The sequence below is a fragment of the Bacillus sp. VA13 genome (assembly GCF_055710085.1).
Map to the genome: position 1 here is coordinate 1 of NZ_JBVQPP010000003.1, position 23775 is coordinate 23775.

General features: G+C 39.8%; 9 protein-coding genes. 1 reads left to right on the forward strand and 8 read right to left on the reverse strand.

What is annotated here, in order from left to right; translation table 11 throughout:
* Positions 1-84: IS3 family transposase (locus AC0C66_RS12105; RefSeq protein ID WP_131121716.1), on the forward strand; the 84-nt coding region annotated here is incomplete at its 5' end.
* A 70-nt stretch (positions 85-154) separates the two neighbouring features.
* On the opposite strand, the gene lpdA is transcribed toward AC0C66_RS12105, so the two are convergent.
* From lpdA to AC0C66_RS12145, 8 genes are all read right to left on the reverse strand, one after another.
* Positions 155-1567: a dihydrolipoyl dehydrogenase gene (lpdA, locus tag AC0C66_RS12110; RefSeq protein ID WP_014113661.1), complete on the reverse strand. Its 1413-nt coding sequence runs from the start codon at positions 1565-1567 to the stop codon at positions 155-157.
* Positions 1568-1571: 4 nt separating this feature from the next.
* Positions 1572-2900 (reverse strand): pyruvate dehydrogenase complex dihydrolipoyllysine-residue acetyltransferase, encoded by a 1329-nt coding sequence (gene pdhC, locus AC0C66_RS12115; protein ID WP_072183598.1) that lies wholly within the window; start codon positions 2898-2900, stop codon positions 1572-1574.
* A 113-nt stretch (positions 2901-3013) separates the two neighbouring features.
* Entirely contained in the window at positions 3014-3991 is a 978-nt protein-coding gene (gene pdhB, locus AC0C66_RS12120; protein WP_072183597.1) for a pyruvate dehydrogenase complex E1 component subunit beta, read from the reverse strand.
* Between the two features lie 3 nt (positions 3992-3994).
* On the reverse strand, positions 3995-5110 hold the full coding sequence (gene pdhA / locus AC0C66_RS12125; RefSeq protein ID WP_072183596.1) for a pyruvate dehydrogenase (acetyl-transferring) E1 component subunit alpha: 1116 nt from the start codon (positions 5108-5110) through the stop codon (positions 3995-3997).
* 496 nt (positions 5111-5606) lie between these two features.
* A complete protein-coding gene (locus AC0C66_RS12130; RefSeq protein WP_072183629.1) occupies positions 5607-6698 on the reverse strand; it encodes a serine hydrolase domain-containing protein in 1092 nt (363 codons plus the stop codon).
* A gap of 53 nt (positions 6699-6751) precedes the next feature.
* Positions 6752-10585 carry an alpha/beta fold hydrolase gene (locus tag AC0C66_RS12135; protein ID WP_240510015.1) on the reverse strand — a complete coding sequence of 1278 codons (3834 nt, stop codon included), beginning with the start codon at positions 10583-10585 and terminating at the stop codon, positions 6752-6754.
* Between the two features lie 62 nt (positions 10586-10647).
* Positions 10648-18039 (reverse strand): SDR family NAD(P)-dependent oxidoreductase, encoded by a 7392-nt coding sequence (locus tag AC0C66_RS12140; RefSeq protein WP_472973598.1) that lies wholly within the window; start codon positions 18037-18039, stop codon positions 10648-10650.
* The gene (locus AC0C66_RS12145; RefSeq protein ID WP_088679416.1) at positions 18036-23756 is read right to left on the reverse strand and encodes an SDR family NAD(P)-dependent oxidoreductase; all 5721 of its coding nucleotides are present in this window, start codon (positions 23754-23756) and stop codon (positions 18036-18038) included. Before AC0C66_RS12145 ends, AC0C66_RS12140 begins: the two co-directional genes overlap by 4 nt.
* Positions 23757-23775 lie beyond the last annotated feature (19 nt).

A 23775-nucleotide genomic window follows, 5' to 3' on the forward strand; every position in this document is an offset into this window, starting at 1 on the left:
TACATTCATTATTATAACAATATTCGTATTCAAACGAAACTAAACAACCAATCACCGATAAACTATCGGCAATTGGCTGTTTAAAAGGTGTTTTGATCCCTGTCTCAAAAACGGGGGTCAGTCCCTTAAGCGAGGGCTGTTTTTGATATGAGCATTATTTTACGATGTGAATCGGGCTTCCGATTGCCACTTCAGCTGCTTCCATTGTGATTTCGCCCAATGTTGGGTGAGCGTGAATTGTCATCGCGATATCTTCGGCAGTCATGCCGCCTTCGATCGCTAAGCTTAATTCAGAAATCATATCAGAAGCACTTGCGCCGGCGATTTGCGCACCGATCACAAGACCATCCTCTTTACGAGTGATCAGCTTCATGAAGCCGTCTGTTTCGTTAAGAGAAAGTGCACGGCCGTTTGCTGCAAATGGGAATTTAGCAGCAACAATGTCAAGACCTTCTTCTTTCGCCTGCGCTTCAGTGTAACCAACTGATGCAAGTTCAGGCTCAGAGAAGACAACCGCAGGAATTCCAAGGTAATCGATTTCTGCAGGCTCTCCAGCGATAGCTTCTGCAGCGATTTTACCTTCGTAAGATGCTTTGTGAGCAAGCGGCGGTCCTTCGATGATATCACCGATTGCATAAATGTTAGGTACGTTTGTGCGGCACTGTTTGTCAGTTTTCACAACACCGCGGTCCGTCATTTCAATACCGACTTGCTCAAGACCAAGCTCATCAGTGTTTGGACGGCGTCCTACTGTAATCAGTACGTAATCAGCATCAACAGTTTTTTCTTCGCCTTTTACTTCAAAAGTAACTGTTACGCCGTCTGGTCTTTCTTCAACGCCTTTAGCCATCGCATTTGTATGGATTTCAACGTTGCCTTTTTTCTTCAGTCTGCGTGTAACAAGAGAACTCATTTGTTTTTCGAAGCCAGGAAGAATTTCATCTCCGCCTTCAAGAATAACAAGCTCAGTGCCGAAGTTAGCATATGCAGTTCCAAGCTCAGTTCCGATGTAGCCGCCGCCGATAACAACGAGCTTTTTAGGAATTTCTTTAAGAGCCAAAGCGCCTGTTGAATTTAGGACACGCTCAGTATATTTGAAGTTTGGCAATTCGATAGGACGAGAACCAGTTGCAATAATTGCATTTTTGAACGTGTATGTTTGAGCAGAGTTCTCATCCATAACACGAACTGAATTGCTGTCTACAAAGTAAGCTTCACCTTTTACAACATCTACTTTGTTCCCTTTAAGAAGACCTGCAACACCGCCAGTAAGCTTGTTTACAACAGAAGTTTTCCATTCTTGAACTTTTGTGAAATCAACTGATACGTTCTCAGCAGTGATCCCCATGTCGTCAGAATGCTTTGCATTCTCATAACGGTGGCCTGCATTGATCAGCGCTTTTGAAGGGATACATCCAACGTTTAGACAAACGCCTCCAAGAGTTGCTTTTTCAACGACTGTTACTTTTTGTCCAAGCTGTGCAGCGCGGATGGCAGCTACATAGCCGCCAGGTCCCGCACCAATTACAAGAGTATCTGTTTCAATAGGGAAATCTCCTACTACCATAACATTACGCCTCCATTAAAATTAATTGTGGATCGTTCAGTAAACGCTTGATGTGATTTAATGCATTTTGCGCAGTTGCTCCGTCGATCATACGGTGGTCGAAGCTGAGAGAAAGAGCTAAGACTGGAGCTGCTACGATTTCGCCATCACGAACAATCGCTTTTTCTGCAATGCGTCCGATACCAAGAATCGCAACTTCTGGATGGTTGATAACCGGAGTGAACCATTGTCCGCCGGCAGAACCGATGTTTGTAATTGTGCAAGATGCGCCTTTCATTTCAGCTGGAGCAAGCTTGCCTTCACGAGCTTTTGTTGCAAGGCCATTGATCTCATCAGAAATTTCAAAGACAGATTTACGATCTGCATTTTTCACAACCGGTACAAGCAGGCCTTTTTCAGTGTCAGCAGCGATACCAATGTTGAAGTAATGTTTTTGGACCACTTCTTCTGTTTTATCGTCAATTGACGTGTTTAAAACAGGGAATTTTTTCAGTGCAGATGTAAGAGCTTTTACAACGTAAGGCAAGTAAGTCAGCTTGATTCCTTGATCAGCAGCAACCTGTTTGAACTGTTTACGATGTGCAACAAGGTTTGTTACGTCCACTTCGTCCATTAACGTTACGTGAGGAGCTGTGTGTTTAGAGTTAACCATCGCTTTCGCAATTGCTTTACGGATACCGCTCATTTTTTCGCGTGTTTCTGGGAATTCGCCCTCTGGAGCTGGTGCAGCAGCCGGTTTAGCAGCTGTTTCTTGTGGTGCAGCTGTTTCTTGCGGCGCAGCTTCTTGCGCTCCTCCGTTTACAAAGCTGTCGATATCTTCTTTTACAACACGTCCGTTGTTCCCTGAACCAGTAACTTTACGGATGTCTACGCCTTTTTCACGAGCATATTTACGTACAGAAGGCATAGCGATCACGCGTTTGTTCGGGTCAACTTCAGCTTGATCCTGCTGTCCTGCGCCAGTTGCTTTTGCAGGCTCTTGAGCTTGCTCTTCTTTCGCAACGTCTTGTCCAGCTTCTGCTGTTGACTGAACTTGGGCTTCAGTTTTCGCATCACCTGACTCTTCGCTGCCTTTAAATTGAAGGTCTTCGTAACCAGGTGCATCAAACGTAATGATCGTTTGTCCAACAGTTGCAACCGTTCCCTCTTCAACTTTTAATTCTAATACTTTTCCTTTAACAGGTGAAGGAATTTCTACTACTGCTTTATCATTTTGGACTTCAGCCAGTACATCATCCTCGTCTACCTCATCGTTAGGCTTGACAAACCATTTTACGATTTCGCCTTCGTGGATACCTTCCCCGATATCTGGAAGTTTAAATTCAAATGCCACAGTTCTCGACCTCCTAGTTTGATTAAGCAATTTTAAAGTTTACATCGTAAGCATTGAAAACAGAAATATAATGGAGGGAAAACGGCATCTTCCCTCTGAATTATGCAGTTTGATTAAAATTCAAGTACTTTTCTTGCTGTTTCAAGAACGTCTTTATGGTTTGGAAGCCATACGCTCTCTGCTTGGGAGAAAGGAAATACAGTATCAGGCGCAGCCACGCGAAGTACAGGTGCTTCCAAGCTCAAGATCGCACGGTCATTAATTTCTGCAACCACATTAGCAGCAACACCAGCTTGTTTTTGCGCCTCTTGAACAACAATCGCGCGGCCTGTTTTTTCTACAGATGCGATGATTGTATCGATATCAAGCGGACTGACAGTACGAAGATCAATTACCTCAGCAGAAACGCCGTCTTTCTCAAGTTCCTCAGCAGCTTTTAATGATTCATGAACCATAGCGCCGTAAGTGATGATTGAAAGGTCAGTACCTTCACGTTTCACGTCAGCTTTGCCAAGCTCAATTGTATATTCTTCTTCAGGAACTTCCTGACGGAAAGAACGGTAAAGCTTCATGTGCTCTAAGAAAACAACAGGATCATTGTCTCTGATTGCAGAAATTAAAAGTCCTTTGGCATCGTAAGGAGTTGACGGAATGACAACTTTGATACCAGGCTGCTGTGCAATAAGGCCTTCTAAGCTATCAGCATGAAGCTCAGGAGTATGAACACCGCCGCCGAACGGAGAACGAATTGTTACAGGTGAAGTCCAGCGTCCGCCAGAACGGTAACGAAGACGGGCCATTTGTCCAGAAATAGAATCCATTACCTCATAAACGAATCCAAAGAATTGGATCTCCATAACAGGACGGTAATCCTGCAAACCTAAGCCGAGAGCAAGCCCGCCAATTCCAGACTCTGCAAGCGGCGTATCAAATACGCGATCCTCACCGAATTCTTTTTGAAGGCCTTCAGTTGCCCGGAAAACGCCCCCTGCAACGCCTACATCCTCTCCAAAAAGCAGAACGTTTTCATTGTTCTTCAGTTCTGTGCGTAACGCATCAGTGATCGCTTGAATCATTGTCATTTGCGCCATGGCTTATTTCGACTCCTTCTCTTTGTAAATTTCAAATTGTTCTTTTAAGTTAAATGTCGGCTCATCGAACATATTCTCGATTAACTCTGTTACTTTTGGTTTTGGTTCGCTATCAGCTTTTTTGATGGCCTGTTTGATTTCTTCTTTAGCCTGTTCGATGACTTTATTCTCATCTTCTTCAGACCATAGTCCTTTATTCTCTAAGAACTTGCGGAAGCGTACGAGCGGGTCTTTTAGTTCCCATTCGTTTTCTATTTCTTTTGTACGATACTTAGTCGGATCGTCTCCAGACATTGTATGTGGCCCGTAACGGAATGTAAGAGTTTCAATCAAGGTCGGGCCTTCGCCGTTAATTGCACGTTGGCGTGCTTCTGCTGTTGCAGCGTAAACAGCAAGGGCGTCCATTCCATCAACTTGAACACCTGTAATACCGGCTGCAACTGCTTTTTGGGCAATTGTCTGCGCTGATGATTGCTTTTCTACAGGCGTTGAAATCGCATATCGGTTGTTTTGCACGACGAAAATCGCTGGCGCTTTATATGCTCCGGCAAAGTTCATCCCTTCATAAAAGTCACCTTGTGAAGCTCCGCCGTCTCCTGTATAAGTGATCGCTACCGATTTTTTACCTCGCTTTTTAAGTCCTAAAGCTACACCTGCTGTTTGAATGATTTGTGCGCCGATGATAATTTGAGGTGATAACGCATTTACTCCCTCAGGCATTTGATTGCCTTTAAAGTGACCTCTTGAGAATAGGAACGCTTGGTATAAAGGAAGTCCGTGCCAAATCAGCTGAGGGACATCACGATAACCAGGTAGAATAAAGTCTTCCTGCTCAAGGGCAAAGTGTGATGCAATTTGAGAAGCCTCTTGACCCGCTGTAGGCGCGTAGAAACCTAAACGTCCTTGTCGTGATAGAGAAATCGAACGCTGGTCTAAAATGCGGATGTATACCATTCTTCTCATTAATTCTTTTAGTTGATCGTCTGAAAGATCGGGCATTGCCTCTTTATTTACGACTTCCCCTTCAGCATTTAAAATTCGAAACGTTTCAAACTGCTTATTAATAGCGTCAAATTGTTTTTTGCTATCAACAATTGAAGTTTTTGTCTTTGCAGCCATCTTTTAAACCACCTCTTCTTTTGTTTAAACGGAGTTGGATACCGTTCATAATCCGTATTAAAAACAGTCTTATCATGCTCTGCAATTCTAAAATTAATCATTCAGAAAATCACAAAAAATAAGCAAAGATAATGACGTCTAAACTGTACTAATAAAAAAAGTTTTTTTATTAGTACAATAATCAACAAACATAGTTTACAGCAATTCCACAGAGCCGTCAATTATTTATAAACTAAAATTGAAACCGCTTTGAAAATAGGGAAAGTATAAAAAAAACTGTACTATAAAAGATGAAAAACTGTATTATAAAAACAGAATGTTGTAATACAGTTAAAAAAATGAAAAAAAATAAAATAAGTTTTTTAATGAACTTTTACAAACCGTATAGTGTCGGGGAAGTAAACGCAGTGGGAATAAAGAGGAGGTATTTTTGGGTTCCGCCTGCTTGGCAGGCGGAACCCAAAATTACTTTTACTAATTTTAATCTGTTATCCGTTTATTCAATGCCAGCCCACACAATGTTCAGCGGAGTTAAAACAGCATGAGGATTAAACTCTGAAATCGGCGTGAAAAACACATACGTAAACTCTTCTGCTGGATCTGAAAAAAGACCGCACCACCCCATTCCGAGATGTGAAAAGGTTCCTTCACTCATAAAATAATGTTCCCCGGCAGGCCATAGATTGATTCCTAAACCAAAATCCCCTTTTTCTCTCGGAGCTCCGAAGAAGTAAAATGGAAGTCCCTCCTTTATTTGATTTCGCAACATAGACTCGACTGTTTTTTTACCAAGTAGTTTCTTCTCTTTAAACCGGCCTTTATTTCTAAACATTTCGGCCAGCTTCCAAATGTCTTTCAATGTTGAATACAGCCCTGTAGTGGCTTTATTCGGAAAGTAAGAGTGTCGTTCTTCAACCAGCTGCTCACTTTCGTTATTATTAATAATACAAACTTCAGATTTTAAAGCGTTAGGGACATTAAAAAATGTTCTATCCATTCCAAGCGCTTTAATAATATGCTTTGTCACATACTCTTCGTAAGACATTCCGGTTACTTTTGATATGATTATTCCTAAAATAACAAATCCAGTTCTGGAATAATTCCAAGCCTCATCAACTTTGTACTCTAGAGGCGTATTGACCAGATAAGAGACCCATTCATCCTCATTTGTTAAGTCAATTCCATTTGCCTTTTGAAGATCCAGATCAAAAGCCAATCCTGCCGTATGAGTAAGCAGATGAAGTATTTTAATTTCGTTAAATCCAGGTTTATCAAATGCAGAGAGAAATAGTTTAATAGGCATTTTTAAGTCGAGCAGTCCCTTTTCCACCAGCTGCATAACAGCAATTGAGGTAAAGACTTTTGTTAGCGAACCAATTTCTCTGATTGAATCAAGTTTGAATTTTTTCGTCTCATTCTTTTTACCCAGAAACTCTCCTAGCGAATCGGCTGCAAAGATATCTCCGCCCCTTGACATAATGTAACTTGCACACTGTAAGTCTCCATCATCTATCATAGTCTGATAGTGACAGCGCAGCGCGTCAATTTGCTTGGTATCAAAAGCTGGATTACTCAATGTATGTTTCACAGTTGTTTCTCCCCTTATAGAATTATCATTTTAGACTTTCTAAATAAATATGTTCAATTCTTTATAAAATCAATAACAGTCTTATTAAATTCTCTTGGATGTGTAACATTAGGAAGATGTCCCGCTCCTTCGATTTCCTTTGAAACAGCATTTGTAAGATATTTCTGAAGCAAGTTTGTCTCCTCTAGGTCAACAACTGCTTCATTCTTACCTGTAAGTATAAGCGTTCTTGTTTCAATCTCCTTTAAGAAACTAATAGTAGAATAACCTTCTCTATTCTCAATCTCCATAAAGTGCTCAATAGATGCATTTAAAAATTGATTGCTATATAACATTTCATATTCATTCAATCTTCCGATGTTTGCAAAATCCTCCTTAAGCTTTTCCTCCACACTATGGTCAGGATCTTCTTTATAGGTGGTGTAACCGCCTGATAGAGTCAGTGTTTTCACTTTTTCAGGATATTCATAGGCTATTCTTTGCCCTATCATTCCTCCCCAAGAAGCTGCTGCAATGTGAATTGGCCATGTTACCCCTATCTCTTCTAACACCTCAATAAAAGCACTACTTAAACCACTCAATGTAAAATCATCACTTCCTTTACTCAATCCATAACCTGGGGTGTGTATGATGATTACATTAAAATGATTCGCCCACTCCTTTATTTGCTCTTTCCACATATAAGCCGTCGTCGCAAAACCGCAAATAAGTAAAATTGTTTCTCCTTTTCCGCTCATCACTATTTCCATATTTCGAACATTTGCAGTGTTTACCAGAAAATGAACTGTCTCCATTTTCCTGTTCTGATAAAATGAGATTAGTTTTTTAGCGGCATCTATATGATGATTTTGCGAAGGAACACCTTTTTTTATTCTGCTCCAAAAGTTTAAATAATTATCAAGATCACTGTTGTCTGTCGTGCCCAGTAATTGAACGGCAGAGCCTGTTTTTTCGGGAATGTACGATGAAGCATCTATATCTGCTGCTATCGATGAGTCTCTTACCAGCACTACCCCTGAATTGGAAGGTAACGGTTGAAAGTATGTTATTACTTTTTCTTTTTGTCCATATAATACAATCATTTGATGGCCGGTCTGGGCAAGCGACCTTTTTATAGCTTCTATTCCATAAAAAGTTTCTAGCGGATGCAGACCGAGATTATTTTTCATAATTTTCTGTACTTCATTATCTATTGACATACCTCCGTTTTTCCAAAAAGGCCAATTTACAGAGATTGTTTTACCTTGTCTTCCTGCTGTCTTTCTTATACATTCTCTCCATTCTGCAAAATTGTCTAAAAAACTATTGGCATACGCGTAATCTGCTTGTCCCAAGCTTCCTATTTCCGCGGAAATAGAGGAAAATAAAACAAAAAAGTCTAAAGGCATATCGGCGAGTGCCTCGTCCAAATGAATGACTCCGCTTATTTTAGATTGAAGCACCGAATGTACATCATCGTCCGTTTTATTCATAATAAAAGAATCTCTGATTACACCGGCACTATAAAAAACACCATTAATTTTTGCAAAGTCTGAATAGACTTTTTCGAGTAATTGGGTTACTTGTTTTTTTACTGTCATGTCAGCTTGTATATAGGTGATTCTTATACCGCGGGAACGAATCTTTTCTAATTTTTCTTCCATCTTTAGAGTCAGTTCTGACCGGCCAGCAATAACAACATTGGCGCGAATATCTGAATAAATAAATTTTGAAAATATCCAGCCAATGCCGCTTAATCCGCCAATTACAAGGTAGACCCCGTTTTTTATTAATGCTGCTTCTGTCTTATGCATTGTGACTGACGGGACTTCTCTATATTTCGAGACAAATCTTCTATTGTTTTCATACTTAACGGTTTGATTAAAATCTCCATTTATTTCATCAAGTAACACAGGTGCTATTTGGATGTTTTGATTTGTTGTAAACTCTATTGTTTTGCATTCAATATTCGGCTGCTCTGCTTGCAAAGTTTTAAAAAAGCCTGAGACAGCCGCATAAGACGGATTCGTATATTGATCTTTGCAATACATGTACAAAAATTTTAATCTGCTGGTTATTTTTTGACTCAGTAAAGCTTTACTTGCATAAAGAACAGAATAAAAACTGTGTGTTAAATCCGGATCTAATCTGTTATCCTGGGTATCTTTTGACAAAAAGTGAATAATTGTCGCGGGAAATAGTCCTGATAACTTTACGTCGTTTAATATTCTAATGTAATGCTCAGGATTTTCAGGATGGAATTTGTAATGCCTATCACTTATTTTAAGATACTCGGAATCGGCTTGTGCATAAATAACAGTTTCACTGCCTGCATGCTTTTGAATATCATCACTCATAGATTGTTCAAAATCTAAAATTAAGATATTACCTTTAGAAACAGCTTCAGATAATAAGGGGGACTCGATCCACTCTTTTTGCATATATATATTTTCCAAATGCCCTGCATCAGGTGCTTCCTTGCTTTGTTTTTTATCTTCTTCCGCTTCCGTTTGTGTTAGCATCTTATAATTTTCTTCTAAATAACTTGCCAAATCATGAATATTGTTATAATCAAATAATAAAGTCGGGTATAACGAAGCACCAATTTTTTCTTCTATCATTTTAGATATCTGCAATAGCTGTCTTGAATCAAGACCCAATTCATAAAACGACCGATATTGGTTCACTTCATATGCTGAGGTCCTTGTTAAATCAGCAATAATAAACGCCAACTCATTGGATAAAGTTTCTTTGAGATCTGTTTTCGTAACAGATACTGCAGGCGGCATGATTTTGTCACCATATTTCCCACACAGGTATTCAGTTAATTCTCCAATTGTAGAGTAATCAAATAATAATGTTGGATACAGCTTGGTCTGCAACAGTTGTTCTAATGTTTTAGACAAGTTTAATAACTGTTTAGAGTCTAATCCAAGCTCATAAAATGTGATATCAGTTTTGACAGATTCTTCGGGCTTTTGAATCATGGCCGCTACCTGTTTAATAAGACTCTTGTCCAGAGAATCATCCACGATTTTAATGTCTCTATCCTCTGCATCTTTTATTCTCTTGTATTCCAGCCTTTGTATTGACTCCTCGTTCCTAACTCTTTTCACACCGAACCGCTCATAATAAAAAGCAAGTTCACCATCCGAGTTGTATACTTGTATGTCCGCATATAAAATATCTTTAGAAGACGGCTGCGTGATATTATTTTTATCAATATAAACAAAACAAGTCTCACCCGTTTTATTCAGAGAACGAAAAGTTTCAATATAAATCGGAATAAACGCATCGTTTAATGCATCCGATTCAGCAGACGCAAGCACTCCCAGAAGGCTTAAAGAGCCATCCAGAAAAGCAGGATGCAAATAAAAATCATCAATATACTCTTTTGCAAGTCCGCTTAAACTGACCTCTCCCAGAATATAATCTTTCCCTTCATACACTGTCCCTTCTAGTTTCATAAACTCTTTATGGATTAAGCCGCCTTTCCGCAAATTACTATAAGCGGTTTCAGCATCTGTTGTTCGGAGTGCCCCTTTCTTTAAATCCTCAGGCCGGATTTTTTTTTCGCTTACCTGTTGCCCTCCGCTGGTGATTTCCGCCTGCAAATTGACTGACACTTCATGATCTGCAACATTTCTATCGATCCATTTTCTGCTAACTGTTTCAACTAGCCATCCTTTCTTTTGTTCCGTAAACTGAAAGGTAACTTTTTTATCAAATTGGGCAGAAGTTGCAACCGGTTCCTGAAATAATACATGTTTGATTTCAAAGCTTCTAGTGTTAATCCCTTTTGCAGATAAAAATCTTGTAATTAAATCTAAATATGTAACGCCGGGAACGGTGTGCACTTGATGAAGGACATGATCTGTGACTATATAATCGTCATTTTTGACTAACACGCTGAACCTCATGTAATTCGACAACCTTTCTTCTTTTGCAATTTAAAGAAACAGAGTGAGTGTCACTCTGTTTCATCAATAATCTCAAGAAACTGCTTTTTATGCTGTTTCTTTTGTTTATACGAATAAGCTTTAGGCCAAAACTCTCTTTTATTGAATACGGCCGATGTCAGCGGTTTTCGAACAATATTGTGCAATTCATCATACCCACTGACCAAAATGTGGGCGTTTGTTCCGCCAAAACCGAAAGCACTGATGCCTGCTCTCCTTTTTTCTTCTTTCCATTCTTTCAGCCCTGTATTTGGATAAAAAGGCGACTGCCCGAATTCAAAGCGAGGGTTTGGCGTTTCGCAATTCAATGTAGGCGGGATTTTTTTATGCCATAGTGACAAAATCACTTTAATAAAACTAGCCGCTCCGGCTGCGCTTAATAAGTGTCCCACATTTGTTTTCACACTGCCGACTCCGCAATATTGAGTTCGCCTTGTATTTTTTTGAAATACTTTTGTTAACGCCTGAAGCTCAATTGGGTCTCCAATCATAGTACCGGTTCCATGTGTCTCAATGTAGCTGACTGAGTCAGGCTCTATTTTTGCTTTTTCAAAGGCATCCTGAATCACTTGCTCCTGCAGTTTTGGGTTAGGAGTTGTAATGCCCATCGTTGCACCGTCATTATTAATAGCGGATGCATCAATTATACCGTATATCTGATCACCGTCAGATTTCGCTTTTTCCAGCGGCTTTAATAATACAGCTCCAAAACCCTCACCAGGTACAAAACCGTTTGCCCTTTCGTCAAAGGTAAAACACTGACCGTCCGGAGAAAGGGCCCCGCCTTCGCTTAGCATCAGGTAAGGAACTTCATCCAGCAGCAGGTCTGCCCCGCCTGCAATTGCCATCTCTGAATCACCTTCTTTTAAACTTTGGCAAGCCAAATGAATACTCACTAACGAAGAAGAGCAAGCTGTATCCGATACGATGCTTGGGCCGTGAAAATTAAAGAAATGCGATACATGTGCGGCAATAAAGTTCTGGCTGAGACCAACTATATTATGAGTGTTTTCTTCTCGTAATTTATGACCGTACCCCCCCATTCTTGAACCGACAAACACACCGATTTTCTTTCCGGATAATTCTGTTTCTTCATAACCAGCATCCCTGACAGCCTGTACACTAGTTTCTAAAAAGTGTCTGATTAATGGGTCAGTTTGGACGGCTGCTTCCTCATGCATCCGAAAAAAAACTGGATCAAAACTTCCAATCCCATCAATAAAGCCTCCCCATTTACTTATGCTTTTTCCCTTTGTCTTAACAGGGGAATAGTATTTTTCAATGCTCCAGCGGGATTCTGGCACTTCCTTTATATGCTTTCTTCCTTTTTTTAAGTTACGCCAAAATTCTTCTTTATTCGCTGCGCCTGGAAATTTGCATCCGATTCCAATAACGGCTATTTTTACAGATGACGTTTGCAGCTTTTCATGTTTTTCCATATGTCTTCTTGATTCGGGTACTTTTTCAAAGACATTATGAACAGAAAAAGTGTCAAGTTGTGCCGTTTGTTCCTTCAATTGAAACCCTGTTCCCTTTACATATTCTGCAAGTTTATGAATAGTGTTGTGTTCGAAAAGTATAGTAGGATCTAAGTTCTTCTGAATAATAGCGTCTATACGATGGATAATACTTACAAGAAGTATAGAATCTACGCCATATTCTTGAAAGGCAACAAACGGGTCTAGCTTTTCAATCGGGATGCTTAATTCTTCGGCAAAAATGCCTGACAGCTCTCCAACAAGAGCATCAGTACGGTTGTTAGAAATATCTGAAATCTCCGCTTTGCTGCTTGAAACCGCACTCAGATCACTCTTATAAGCTTTCAGAAGCGTGTCTGCCTTAAAGACTGCACTATTTTTCACAATAGGCATCATAGCAGCTGTTTTTTTGCTTAGTGCATTGCGTAAAGTTGCCATTCCTTCTTGCGTCGATAGTGAACCCAATCCTAAATCATTATATGAAGGACTCGTTACCCTTCCCATCCCCACCTCTTTCCAGCTTGGCCAATTGATGGATGTAAAATAGGATTTTCCCATTTGAAAATGATAAGCCGCAAAATAGTCCATATACGCATTGGCTGATGCATAATCAGACATCCCTTTAGATAGTTGCGGGACTTGAGCTGCAATTGATGAAAATAGAATAAAGAAATCCAACGGATCATCTTCAAAAATCTGATGCAGATTTTGCAGACCGACGATCTTTGGTCCGTAAACTGTTTTGAAATCTTCAATGCCTTTATGAATAAATGCTGGATTTCCGTTGCTATGCTGGCCGGCACAATGAATCACTCCGCATATATCCCCGAAGTCTTTTCTGGCTTCAAGAAAAAACGAACGCAGTTTCTCTTTATCTGTAAGAGAGCCGCTGTAATACCGATAGCTAATGCCTCTCTCTTCAAGATTCATAAATAGTTTAATATTGTCGATGATCTTCTGATCTATACTTGCATCCTCCAACAAACCCGCCCATTCACTACGCAAAGGTAATGGGTGCGTGCCCGTAAGCACTAGTTTTGTTACTCCCCGTTTTACCAGTTCATCTATTATCTCCCTGCCAATGCCACCTGTTCCGCCAGTTATTACTATGGTTTTATCTAAACGAAATGAAAAAGACTCACTCGGTTGAACCCTTTCTTCTTCAAAAAACGAAATATACCTGATACCGTGGCGATAGCATACTTCAACCTCTCCAGCATGATTTTCTTGTTCATTTTCTATCATTTGCTTCAGCTCATACGGATTCTGCACACTGTCTGTATCAATTGTTTTACCATTAACATAAGTGTATTCTGAGGAAACAGCTTTTAAAAGACCGGCTAATTCTGCTCCTCTCATTCTCGGCTTCTCTGTTTTAAAAATTTGAAGGCCGTTTGTCAATTGTAGAATCGATAACGGAGATTCCTTTTTGCTCCGTTTAATAAGCTCTTGAATAATAACAATTTTCCCATACGGTATAAGATTTTGACTGTCGTTGAGATTGCTGATATCAGAAAAATCGAATAGGTTCTCGATCTGCTGCTTCCGACTCATCAAAATTTCATTGACAGCGGTGTATGCTTGTTTTTCGTCTAAAAAAGAACATTCATACAAATAATCTGATTGTCTTATAAAAGAAGAATTATGTCTTATAATAATAAGATTTTTCTCCTCTATCTCTGAGCATACAGAACGAGCAATTAATTCGGTATCATGATGCACCAATGCTATTGTTAGCCCCAAAACCGGTTTTTCTGAGTTTTTCGCAATATTAAACTCTCTCCATTTTTTTTGCAAATGGATTTTCGGAGCTGAAGCTTTCACCTCTGAATTCTTCTCAATTAGACCAGGAACCCAATAGGATTCTTTTGCAAACGGATATGTAGGGATGGAAATACGTTTGCCTGTTTGCCGCGAATACTTTTGGAATATTTTCCAGTCGATATCCGCGCCCCATGCCCACAATTGAGCGAGCTTTTCCATTTCACCGTACTCAATCACGCTTTTTACAAACTGCTCACCTGCTTTACCTTCTGTCAATGCCTTCATTTGTTCAACTTGCTGTAGAGCATGCTGATTTAAATATACGCCAGGAATACGTTGAACTTCTAGACAAACATCGTTTAATTTATCCTGTATCTCTTTCAGTGTTGAACCGACAATTGCTAATCTGGATTCCATGGCTTCCCTGCCGACTTGTGTTGTGTAAGCCAGATCTCGTAAAACTATTTCGTCCATTTGTTCTTTTCCATAGCCTTCCTTAGGAAAGAGTCTGTTAACCTGCCCAGTATACTCTTTCAATAAGTATTCCGTTATAGATTGTATTGAACGAAAATCTGTTAAATGATGCATGGAAAGCTCTATTTGAAACGTTTCGTTAATAAAACCTGTGATACTGCTTAACTCTACAGGCCCAAACCCAAATTCCGCCAGATTCTCTGTCGGATCGATTTCTTTCGGATTGACATGAATCAATTTTGAAACAAATGGTTTCAGTATTTCATTCACCTTTTCAACCATATCCGGCTGTCCGCTTCGCATTGCGGGTTTTAGAGAGTTTTTGATATACTCTTTCATTTTATCTGCATACTCGAGAAGCCTTTCGTTATTTTTTGCCGATAACAGAACGACGTGCGGCTCTTTTTCAAATTGTTCTGCCGATTTGTTGGCTTCTTCATATTCTTCCAGAATCACATGAACGTTTGTTCCTCCCGCCCCAAATGAACTGATCCCCGCTCTTCTCGGAACCGAAACCTCTTTTCCGCTTTCTTTCAGATTTGGTTTCTCCCAATCTTGCAGTGACCGTTGTACATAAAAAGGCGATGCTTCAAAATCGATATTCGGATTTAATGTCTCTGCATGAATAGAGGGGAAAAGCTTTTTAAGCTTCATTTGTATTAGAACCTTTGTCAGACCTGCAATACCTGCAGCAGCCTCAAGATGTCCGATATTCGATTTAACAGAACCGATCGAACAATATTGAGTCTGGTCCGTATATTGGCGAAACGCTTTCGTCAATCCGGTTATTTCAATTGGATCTCCAAGAGAAGTACCCGTTCCGTGTGCTTCAATATAGCTGATCGTTCGAGGATCAATATCAGCTTTTTTCAGTGCGGCTCCTATCAGTTCAGATTGAGCATTAGGATTAGGAACAGTAAATCCGTTTGTTTTGCCTCCATGGTTTACTGCCGTTGCTTTTATCACCGCATAAATATGATCTCCGTCATTTATTGCATCTGCGACCGGTTTTAATAGAACAGAGCCTACTCCTTCGCCCGGTACATAACCGTCGCCGCCTGCACCAAATGTACGGCACCGCCCATCACTCGCAAAAAAGCGACTTTGTTTCAATAAAGTATACTTATTTGGATGAAGCGTAAGATTGACACCGCCTGCAACAGCAATGCTGCTTTCTCCCCGCAGAATACTTTCACAGGCTAAATGAATAGCATTGAGAGAGGATGAACACATTGTATCAACCGCCATACTAGGTCCCGTAAAATTGAAATAGTACGAGACTCTGTTTGCAATTGCAGAAAAAGGAGAACCCACGGCTAATTCATTTCCATTCATAGATTCTTCAACGCCGAAAAATTGATAACTCCCGTATGTGACTCCTGCAAATACCCCGACTTTTTCCTGAGCCAAATCTGACTTTGTATACCCCGCATCCTCTATAGTGTTCCAGACTGTTTCTAAGAAAAGCCGTTCCTGAGGATCAAGATAAGCTGCTTCTTTCGGTGATATCCGGAAAAACAAAGGATCAAATCGATCTACATTTTTAAGAAATCCCCCCCAGTTATAACAGCTCCCTTCCAACATTTCCTTTCGATCATCGGGAATTTTACTAATACAATCCATTCCATTCAGCAGTACATTTTGAAAATCCCTAATACTTTCTGCGCCAGGATATCTGCCGCTTACTCCAATAATGGCAATATCAGCAGAAATTGAACGCCCCGGATCTTTCTTTTGTACGTTCTCTTTCATAGAGTTTGGAGCATCGGTTTTTACTGATGTTATTCTTTTCTGACGCAATTCATGTTGGGGTTTTGCAATAGGATTCAACAGTTTCAGCATGCGCTCACTATGGTGGTTCAGAAAATAATCCGCCAATTCAGTAATCGAGTGATATTCGAAAAATAAGGTTTTTGATAGTTTGCCGACATTCTGCTCTAACTTTTTGGTTAGACGCATAATCATAATTGAATCAATACCGTATTTCTCAAGATATTGTTTTTCATCAATGAATGAAGCCGATAATTTTAATTCTTCAGAAAGCAGTTTTTTCAAATAATGAATAATTTCTTGTTTTAATTCATCGTTGCGTTCATTTTTTACATCTCGCTGTTCAAAAAGGCTATTGATTGTATCAGCACGGTTCAACGCGTCGTCAATTTTTTCTTTTTGACCTTTTACTGCAATCAGCTGTTCAGATGTTTGGCACAAGCTATCTTCTAAGGCTCGCAGCCCAGCACTTTCATCTAAAGGTTCAAGGCCGAGCTCCCTTCTCATTATTTGTATTCCTTCATAGTCAATATTCATCCCGCCGGCTGCCCACAGCGGCCAATTGACGGAAACTGTTTTTTGGGCATATCCTTTTGCTGAAATAACTGCTGCATACTGATCTAGAAAAGCATTGGCAAAGGCATAATCACATTGGCCGATTGAACCGAAAATAGATGATGTTGAAGAAAACAATACAAACAAATCAAGATTTAATTTTGTTATTTCATTCGCCAGCCATACCGTTCCGTAAACTTTCGATGCCGTTACCTGATCGATTTCTTCTTTTGTTTTTCTTAAAATAAACGAATCGTGGAGCACTCCGGCGATGTGAAAAACACCGTTTAAATGACCAAATTGATCTTTTACAAAAGTAAATACCCGCTCTGTCTCATCTTTTTTTGAAATATCTGACTGTATATACTCGATGTGAGAACCTGAGCTTCTCAAATCATTAATCTTCCGAGACTGCTCTGCAGTTAAAGAAGAACGTCCGGTCAAAATGAGGTTAGCCTTCCATTTTTCCGCCAAATATTTCGCAATAATATAGCCGAGCCCGCCTAATCCTCCTGTAATCAGATAACATCCCTTACGTTTAAGCGGCTGAGATAATCCGTCAATGCTTGCGCTTTTATAACGTTTCGTGAATCGGCTACCATTTTCGTAGCGCACTTCGAATTGCGAAGTTTGATCGCATTCACATTCTTTTCGGTAAATATCCGCAATCTCCGAATAAATGTCGATACCCATATCCTGTGAATGATTGACATTGATGATCTGATAGTGAAAATTTGGATACTCCTGATGAACCGTTTTAGCAAAAGCGCCTAAAGCGTGATGTAATGGCAGCTGAGCCTTATGTTCAGATTGAAATAGATGTTTCAGCTTTACAGTATTCTTGCATTTCATCTCAATCAATGCCTGTGTAATGTATAGAAGAGAAAATATACCGTTTTCCAGTTGTTTTTTTATTCCTTCTTGGCTTATATTATCCTGACTGTCAGACCATAAATGAAGGATGTTCTCAGGCAGCATGAAGTGATCTTGGATATACTTAAAAAGTTTTATATAGTCTGCTTTTTTCGATGGATTAATAGTAAGCGCATTGCGATTGCTGGTAGAAAATTTTTCTCCTCGACAAACAAACAAAAGGTTGCAATCCACTAATGAATCGCTTAGTTCTTTTATTTGCCATTCATTTTCAGCAAAAATAAGAACTAAGCCAGGCAAGTCTGCATTTTTCGTATTCGGAATATTTGATTCTATCCATTCAGGCTTATAATATAAAGGCGGATTATCAGTTGCTAGTTCGCCATTGTCTTGAACAGATTTTACACGGGCATATCCTTCGTCAGCCGTTATATTTCCTGTTTGGACCAGCTCAAGAATTTCGCTGATTTGTTCACGTTTTCCCCTCATGATTCTTCCCCCATTAGTTGCTTCAATACAGCCGTTTGATCAATGTCATTTGCCTCCAATTTGCGAAGCAAACAAATTAATTCATCATCGGATTGATCAGCTTTTTCAGTATAGCTATTGCTAAACACTAGCCCTTTGCATTCAGCCAGGATGCTGCCATTTGTGTCTGCAAATGTAATATGGCACGTCAAATCAATATTGTTAGATTGTTTTTCAATTTGAGTATAAATATAAAAATCTTGAGTAAAAGCTTGATAGATGGTCACTTCATTCATTCCAATCAGTTCAGCAGGGGTCCCGCCGTTTACAAATAGACCGGATGTCTGAATCGCAGACTCAAATGCAAATGGAAGAAAAGTGAAACCTCTGCTGTTTTCATAAAAGTGATCCGGAATGAAAAATAGTGACAGCATTTCACTGTTGTTTTTTGCTGTTTCAGACGCATAAGGTATTGCGAAACCATGTTCAAGCATATCCGATTTCACTTTCGAGATATCTAATACAGAAGGGAGTAAATCGTTTTCTTTTTGCTCGACAATATGCGCCTTTCCGTGAACAAGCCTTATTTTATTCTTACATGATTTTTTTGCGTATATTTCGAATTGTGCAAAATCTTCTCGAGGCGTTAATTCTATGGTCAGCTCTTGTATGTCAGCGGCGTCGCACCTGCCTTGATTCCAAGATATTTCGGTTATTTTATTGACGGTATACCCAAATGCCTCGGACGCATTTGCTGCAGCCATTTCAATTAAAGACACAACAGAGAAAAAGGACTTTCCGTATTCTGTAAGACTCATTACAAATGGATTATCCCTGTCGATTGTTTTCGTAAAACTGTACTGATTAAAAGTAGACGTATTAACTCCTAAGAAAGGGTGCCTTGGTTTAAGCTCGCTATTTAAAACATATTCTCTCGTCTGTTCTTTGATCCAGTACCGCTTCTTAATCAACGGCTGCCCGGGGATAGAGACTCGAAAAGAATGCCGGTTTTCCTCAAAAGCCTCCCAATCTATTGGCTCACCTTTTACCCATCTCCGTGCAACTTCTTCATAATCTTTATGAATGCGGGGAGCTTCGGCTTTAACCTCACATTTTAAAATATTTCCTGTATAGCTTGATTCACTGGTTTCCCCTCTGGTATAGCCTAAAAGTTCTTCAGCGATCGACAAGCTTGAATCTGCTACTATTGCAAGCCTTTCCTCCATATGCTCACGTCCCGTTTGCAGGGTATAGGCAATATCTTGAAGTTTCACACGATCATTCTCGTTTTGCATTTCATTTTCAGATAAAAAGCGGGCCATAACCTCCGCATACTTTTTCAAACGGTTTTTATCTTGTGCAGACAAAATAAAAATAACTCTGCTGCTTTGAGGTTGATTAGTATTCAAGGATTCATATGCTTCCAGAATGAGGTGTGCATTGGACCCCCCTGCCCCAAAAGCACTTACACCTGCTCTCAGTGGATAAACGGTTTCACTGATTTCAGGATTTTTCCATTCAGCTGTTTTCTGCTGCACTTTAAAAGGAACTTGATCAAAATCTATATATGGATTGACAGTATCGGAATGTAACGAAGGAACAAGCAGCCTATGCTTCATCTGAAGAAGCACTTTCGTTACTGCAGCTATACCTGCTGCCGATTCTAAATGACCGATGTTTGATTTTACAGATCCAATGGCGCAAGGATGATCCAATTGATAAGAGTCTCGAAGGCCCTGAATTTCAATAGGATCGCCTAATGATGTACCTGTGCCATGCGCTTCAATATAACTGATGGAACTTGGATCAATATCAGCTTTACGAAGCGCTTCTGAAATGACTGTTGTCTGCGCATCTGGATTCGGAATAGAATATCCGCTTGTTTTTCCGCCGTGGTTAACAGAGCTGCCCTTAATCACACCATATATTTGATCTTGATCTTCAATGGCTTTTTTCAACGGTTTTAACAAAACAGCTCCTATTCCTTCGCCCGGCACATAACCATTCCCATCCTTTCCGAAGCTTCTGCATCTGCCATCACTTGATAAAAACTGTCCCATACTGAGAAATTTATATTTATTAGGGTGTAGTGACAGATTCACTCCTCCGGCTAACGCCATATCGCTCTCTCCGCAATGTATGCTTTGGCATGCATAATGAATAGAAGTCAAAGAGGAAGAGCACATCGTATCAAGAGCTAAACTAGGACCTTTTAAATTAAAGTAATAAGAAACCCGATTAGCAATTGAAGAGTAGACAGAAGCAGGTGTGAAAGACAGTCCGTTTTCTTCTCCTTCAAATAATTGATACTGCCCCCACATTGCACCTACAAATACACCGACTTTCATTTTTTCCAGCTTGTTTTTTTGATATCCTGAATCTTCAAAACATTCTTTAGCTGATTCTAAAAAGAGCCTTTCTTGCGGGTCCATTAGTTCTGCTTCACGAGGTGATATATTAAAGAAGAGCGGATCAAATTGATCAGTTCCGTTGACGAAGCCACCCCACTTGCTGTATGACTTCCCTATCACATCTCTTTCTTCGCTGAAGAATCCATTCAGCTCCCAACGATCAGATGGAACTTCAGTGATACAATCTTTCCCCTCTTTTAAATTCTCCCAAAATTGATTAAGATTATCAGCCATTGGGTACTTTCCGCTTAAGCCGATAATGGCTATATCTTGGTCTCTCATAACCGCAGGTTCAGCTTTTTGTGTATCACCTGCTTTACCCTTCACCAATTTCTCATGAAGGGCCGCCTTCAATTTTTCTTTGTCACCTTCAAATACAATTAGCTGAGGCAGACGCAGATAAATAGAGTCATAAAAGGCTTTAATCCCGCTGTTTTTCCTAAGTGGGATCATACCGATTTTTTCCTTCATCCAGTCTTCGGTTTGTTTATCCACTTTCATGCCCCCATCTTCCCATAGCGGCCAGCTAATGGCTACTGAGATACCAGACCGTTCTTTATTTTGTCTCAGTCCTTCCCGCCAGTCAGCAAAAAGATCAACGAAACGATTGGCTAACGCATAATCTGTCTGACCAATGTTACCGAAAATTGAGCTGCTTGATGAAAACATTATAAAGAAATCAAGTGGTTCATCTTGCAACAGGCTGTCCAGTAAAACGGTTCCATATATTTTCGGTTCAAGCACTTTTTGAATTTCACTTTTTGTTTTCTGTATTAAAAATGCATCATTAATTATCCCGGCACTGTGTATAACACCGTCAATTTTCCCGAACTGCCGTTTAATGTTCATTATCATTCGTTCAGCATCGCGGCTATCTGAAATATCGCCTCTAATATATTGGACTGACGACCCGCAGGCTTCTATTTGTCTGATTCTGTTTTTTTTGCTTTCCGATAACTCTGAACGGCCAGCTAAAATAATACAGGCCGTTGTTTGTGCGGCAATATGTTCTGCAAATAAAAGTCCGAGGCCTCCGACGCCTCCAGTAATGAGATATACTCCATTTTCTTTAAATGCGGAGTAGGATTTATCTACGGGTTCAGCCTCTCGGAGGATACGGACAAAGCGTTCTCCCGCTTCGTAATAAATGTCAGTTTCCTCTGAAAGCACTTCAACGGATTCATTAACGATTATTCCAGCTTTTTCTTGAACTGAAATTGGTTTACCTGATAAGGAAATGCCTATTGTTTTAAAAACCATTTTCGGGTTCTCCAATGATATTGACTGTCCGGCGCCATGTACTGAAGCGTATAACGGCTGAGCGCTTTTATTATCCGCCGGATAAAGATAAAGGGATACAATCTCCTTTGATGCCTTGCTTCGCATTAAAGCCTTGCTGAAAAATAAAAGCGGGTAGACACCTTTAGAAAGCTGTTCATTTATTATGCCGGCACCGGGCGCAAACGATCCATCCGGCCATCCGTAGATCACGGTGTCAGGTATTTGCTGTTTTTGCTTTAGTTCAGATGCCAATCTTTCAAAATGAGCTTCCTCATCGTGATCTATTTCATATACACCACCGCCATGATAGTGAAAAGTGTCTCCTGACAAAACTAATATAATTTGTTCGGTATCGTTATTAAAATCACTTTGCATGTAATTGAACAGCGCCCTGTCATGCTGAAACAGCAAATACGTTTTTTTAGCTGTTTTAACGCCTTTTATAGGAATATCTTTTCGTCTCCATTGCGGCGTTAAATAAGTTGTAGCTGTAATATGGTGGTCTTTCTCAGGGTTTCTGATCGCCGAAAGCTTCTCATTATTTGCAGCAAAGTAATTTGCCAGCTCTCGAATTGTTGTATATTCAAACAACAGAGTAGGGTATAACTCCCTGCCCGACTTTTTCTCTAACGCCTTAACAATCTCCAGAAGCGTTACAGAATCTAAACCCTGCTCATAAAATCCTTTTTCAATAGAAAGGTTATCAGGGTTTATTCCTTGAACATCTGCAATCAGCAACTGAATCTCTCTCTCTGTCATATCCAGTGAACATAAAGCTTGACCGGGTGATGCTAAATTTTCTTGTGCATTAGGTTTTTCAGTCAATATCTCAGGAGTTAAGAAATGGTTATTCATTTTTTTATTTTCTTCAATATAAGCAGCCAGTTCCCGGATTGTTTTATACTCAAACAGGAGTGTCGGATACAGCTGTTCCCCGGTTTTACGCTCCAGTTCTTTGACGATACTCAACAAAGATGCAGAGTCCAACCCCTGTTCATAAAAACCGATGTCAGCCCTAATATCATGGCTGCTGATATTCGCTGTCCCAGCTATTAGTTCCTTCAGCTCTGATTCAATATCATTAATCCGCTTTTTGTTCGTTTCTTTAATTGTTTGATTGTCTTTCAGTTTAAGGATTGGATTATTTTGCAAGTTGCCTGATGTCTTTTTAAGATTTTCAATTAATTCTTTAGATCGGATATGTTTGACAGATAACCGGGTAAATTGTGCGATCTTATTTCCCGATACATCGTATAAGCCATAGCTTACTCTGATAACATCTCCGGTATCATGATTTTGGTCTTGTTTCTCGATGTACACATAGCATATATCCGACAGACGATTTATCATTTGAAATGATTCAATATGAATAGGAATATACGTTTTGAAACGGCTGGCAGCCGCTCCTTTAGTGAAATATTCCGGACATGCCTGATATAGAACTGTGATAATGGTGGATGCATCAAGAAAAGTAGGATGCATCTGAAAGTAACCGACATATTGTTTCGCTATCTTGCTGAGTTTTAACTCGGCAAGTACATAATCTTCCGTTGCATAGACTGTTCCGAGACTTTTCATAAATTCAAAATGCTCAATGTCGACTTTTCTTAAATAGGCATAGCATGTATCCATATCAGAAACACGCTCAGCTGTATTTTTTATCCTGTCAATATCTATTGAAATTAAGTCGCCGCCTGTTTTCGGCATTAGGCGGCATTGCATATTTTTATCCCAATTTTCGTTTAAAACATGTCCGTCTTTCACTTTTCTGCTTTTCGCTTGAATCTCCCATCCCTGGTGTGAACCTTGAAAGGAAATAAGAATTTCTCTGTCAAAGGTATTAGATGTTGCTACGGGCTCTAAATAGAGAATATTTTGACATTCCAGTTCTTCAATAGGCAAATCTTTGCTGAGTGCCATTCGATAAATAATATCTAAAAACGTAACACCAGGTATGATCCGGGTGCCATGCACCCGGTGATCTCTAACAATATAGTCTGTGTGTTTTATTGTTAATGTGAACTGATAGTTTTGATTACTAGCCACCTGTCTCATCCCTCTTTAG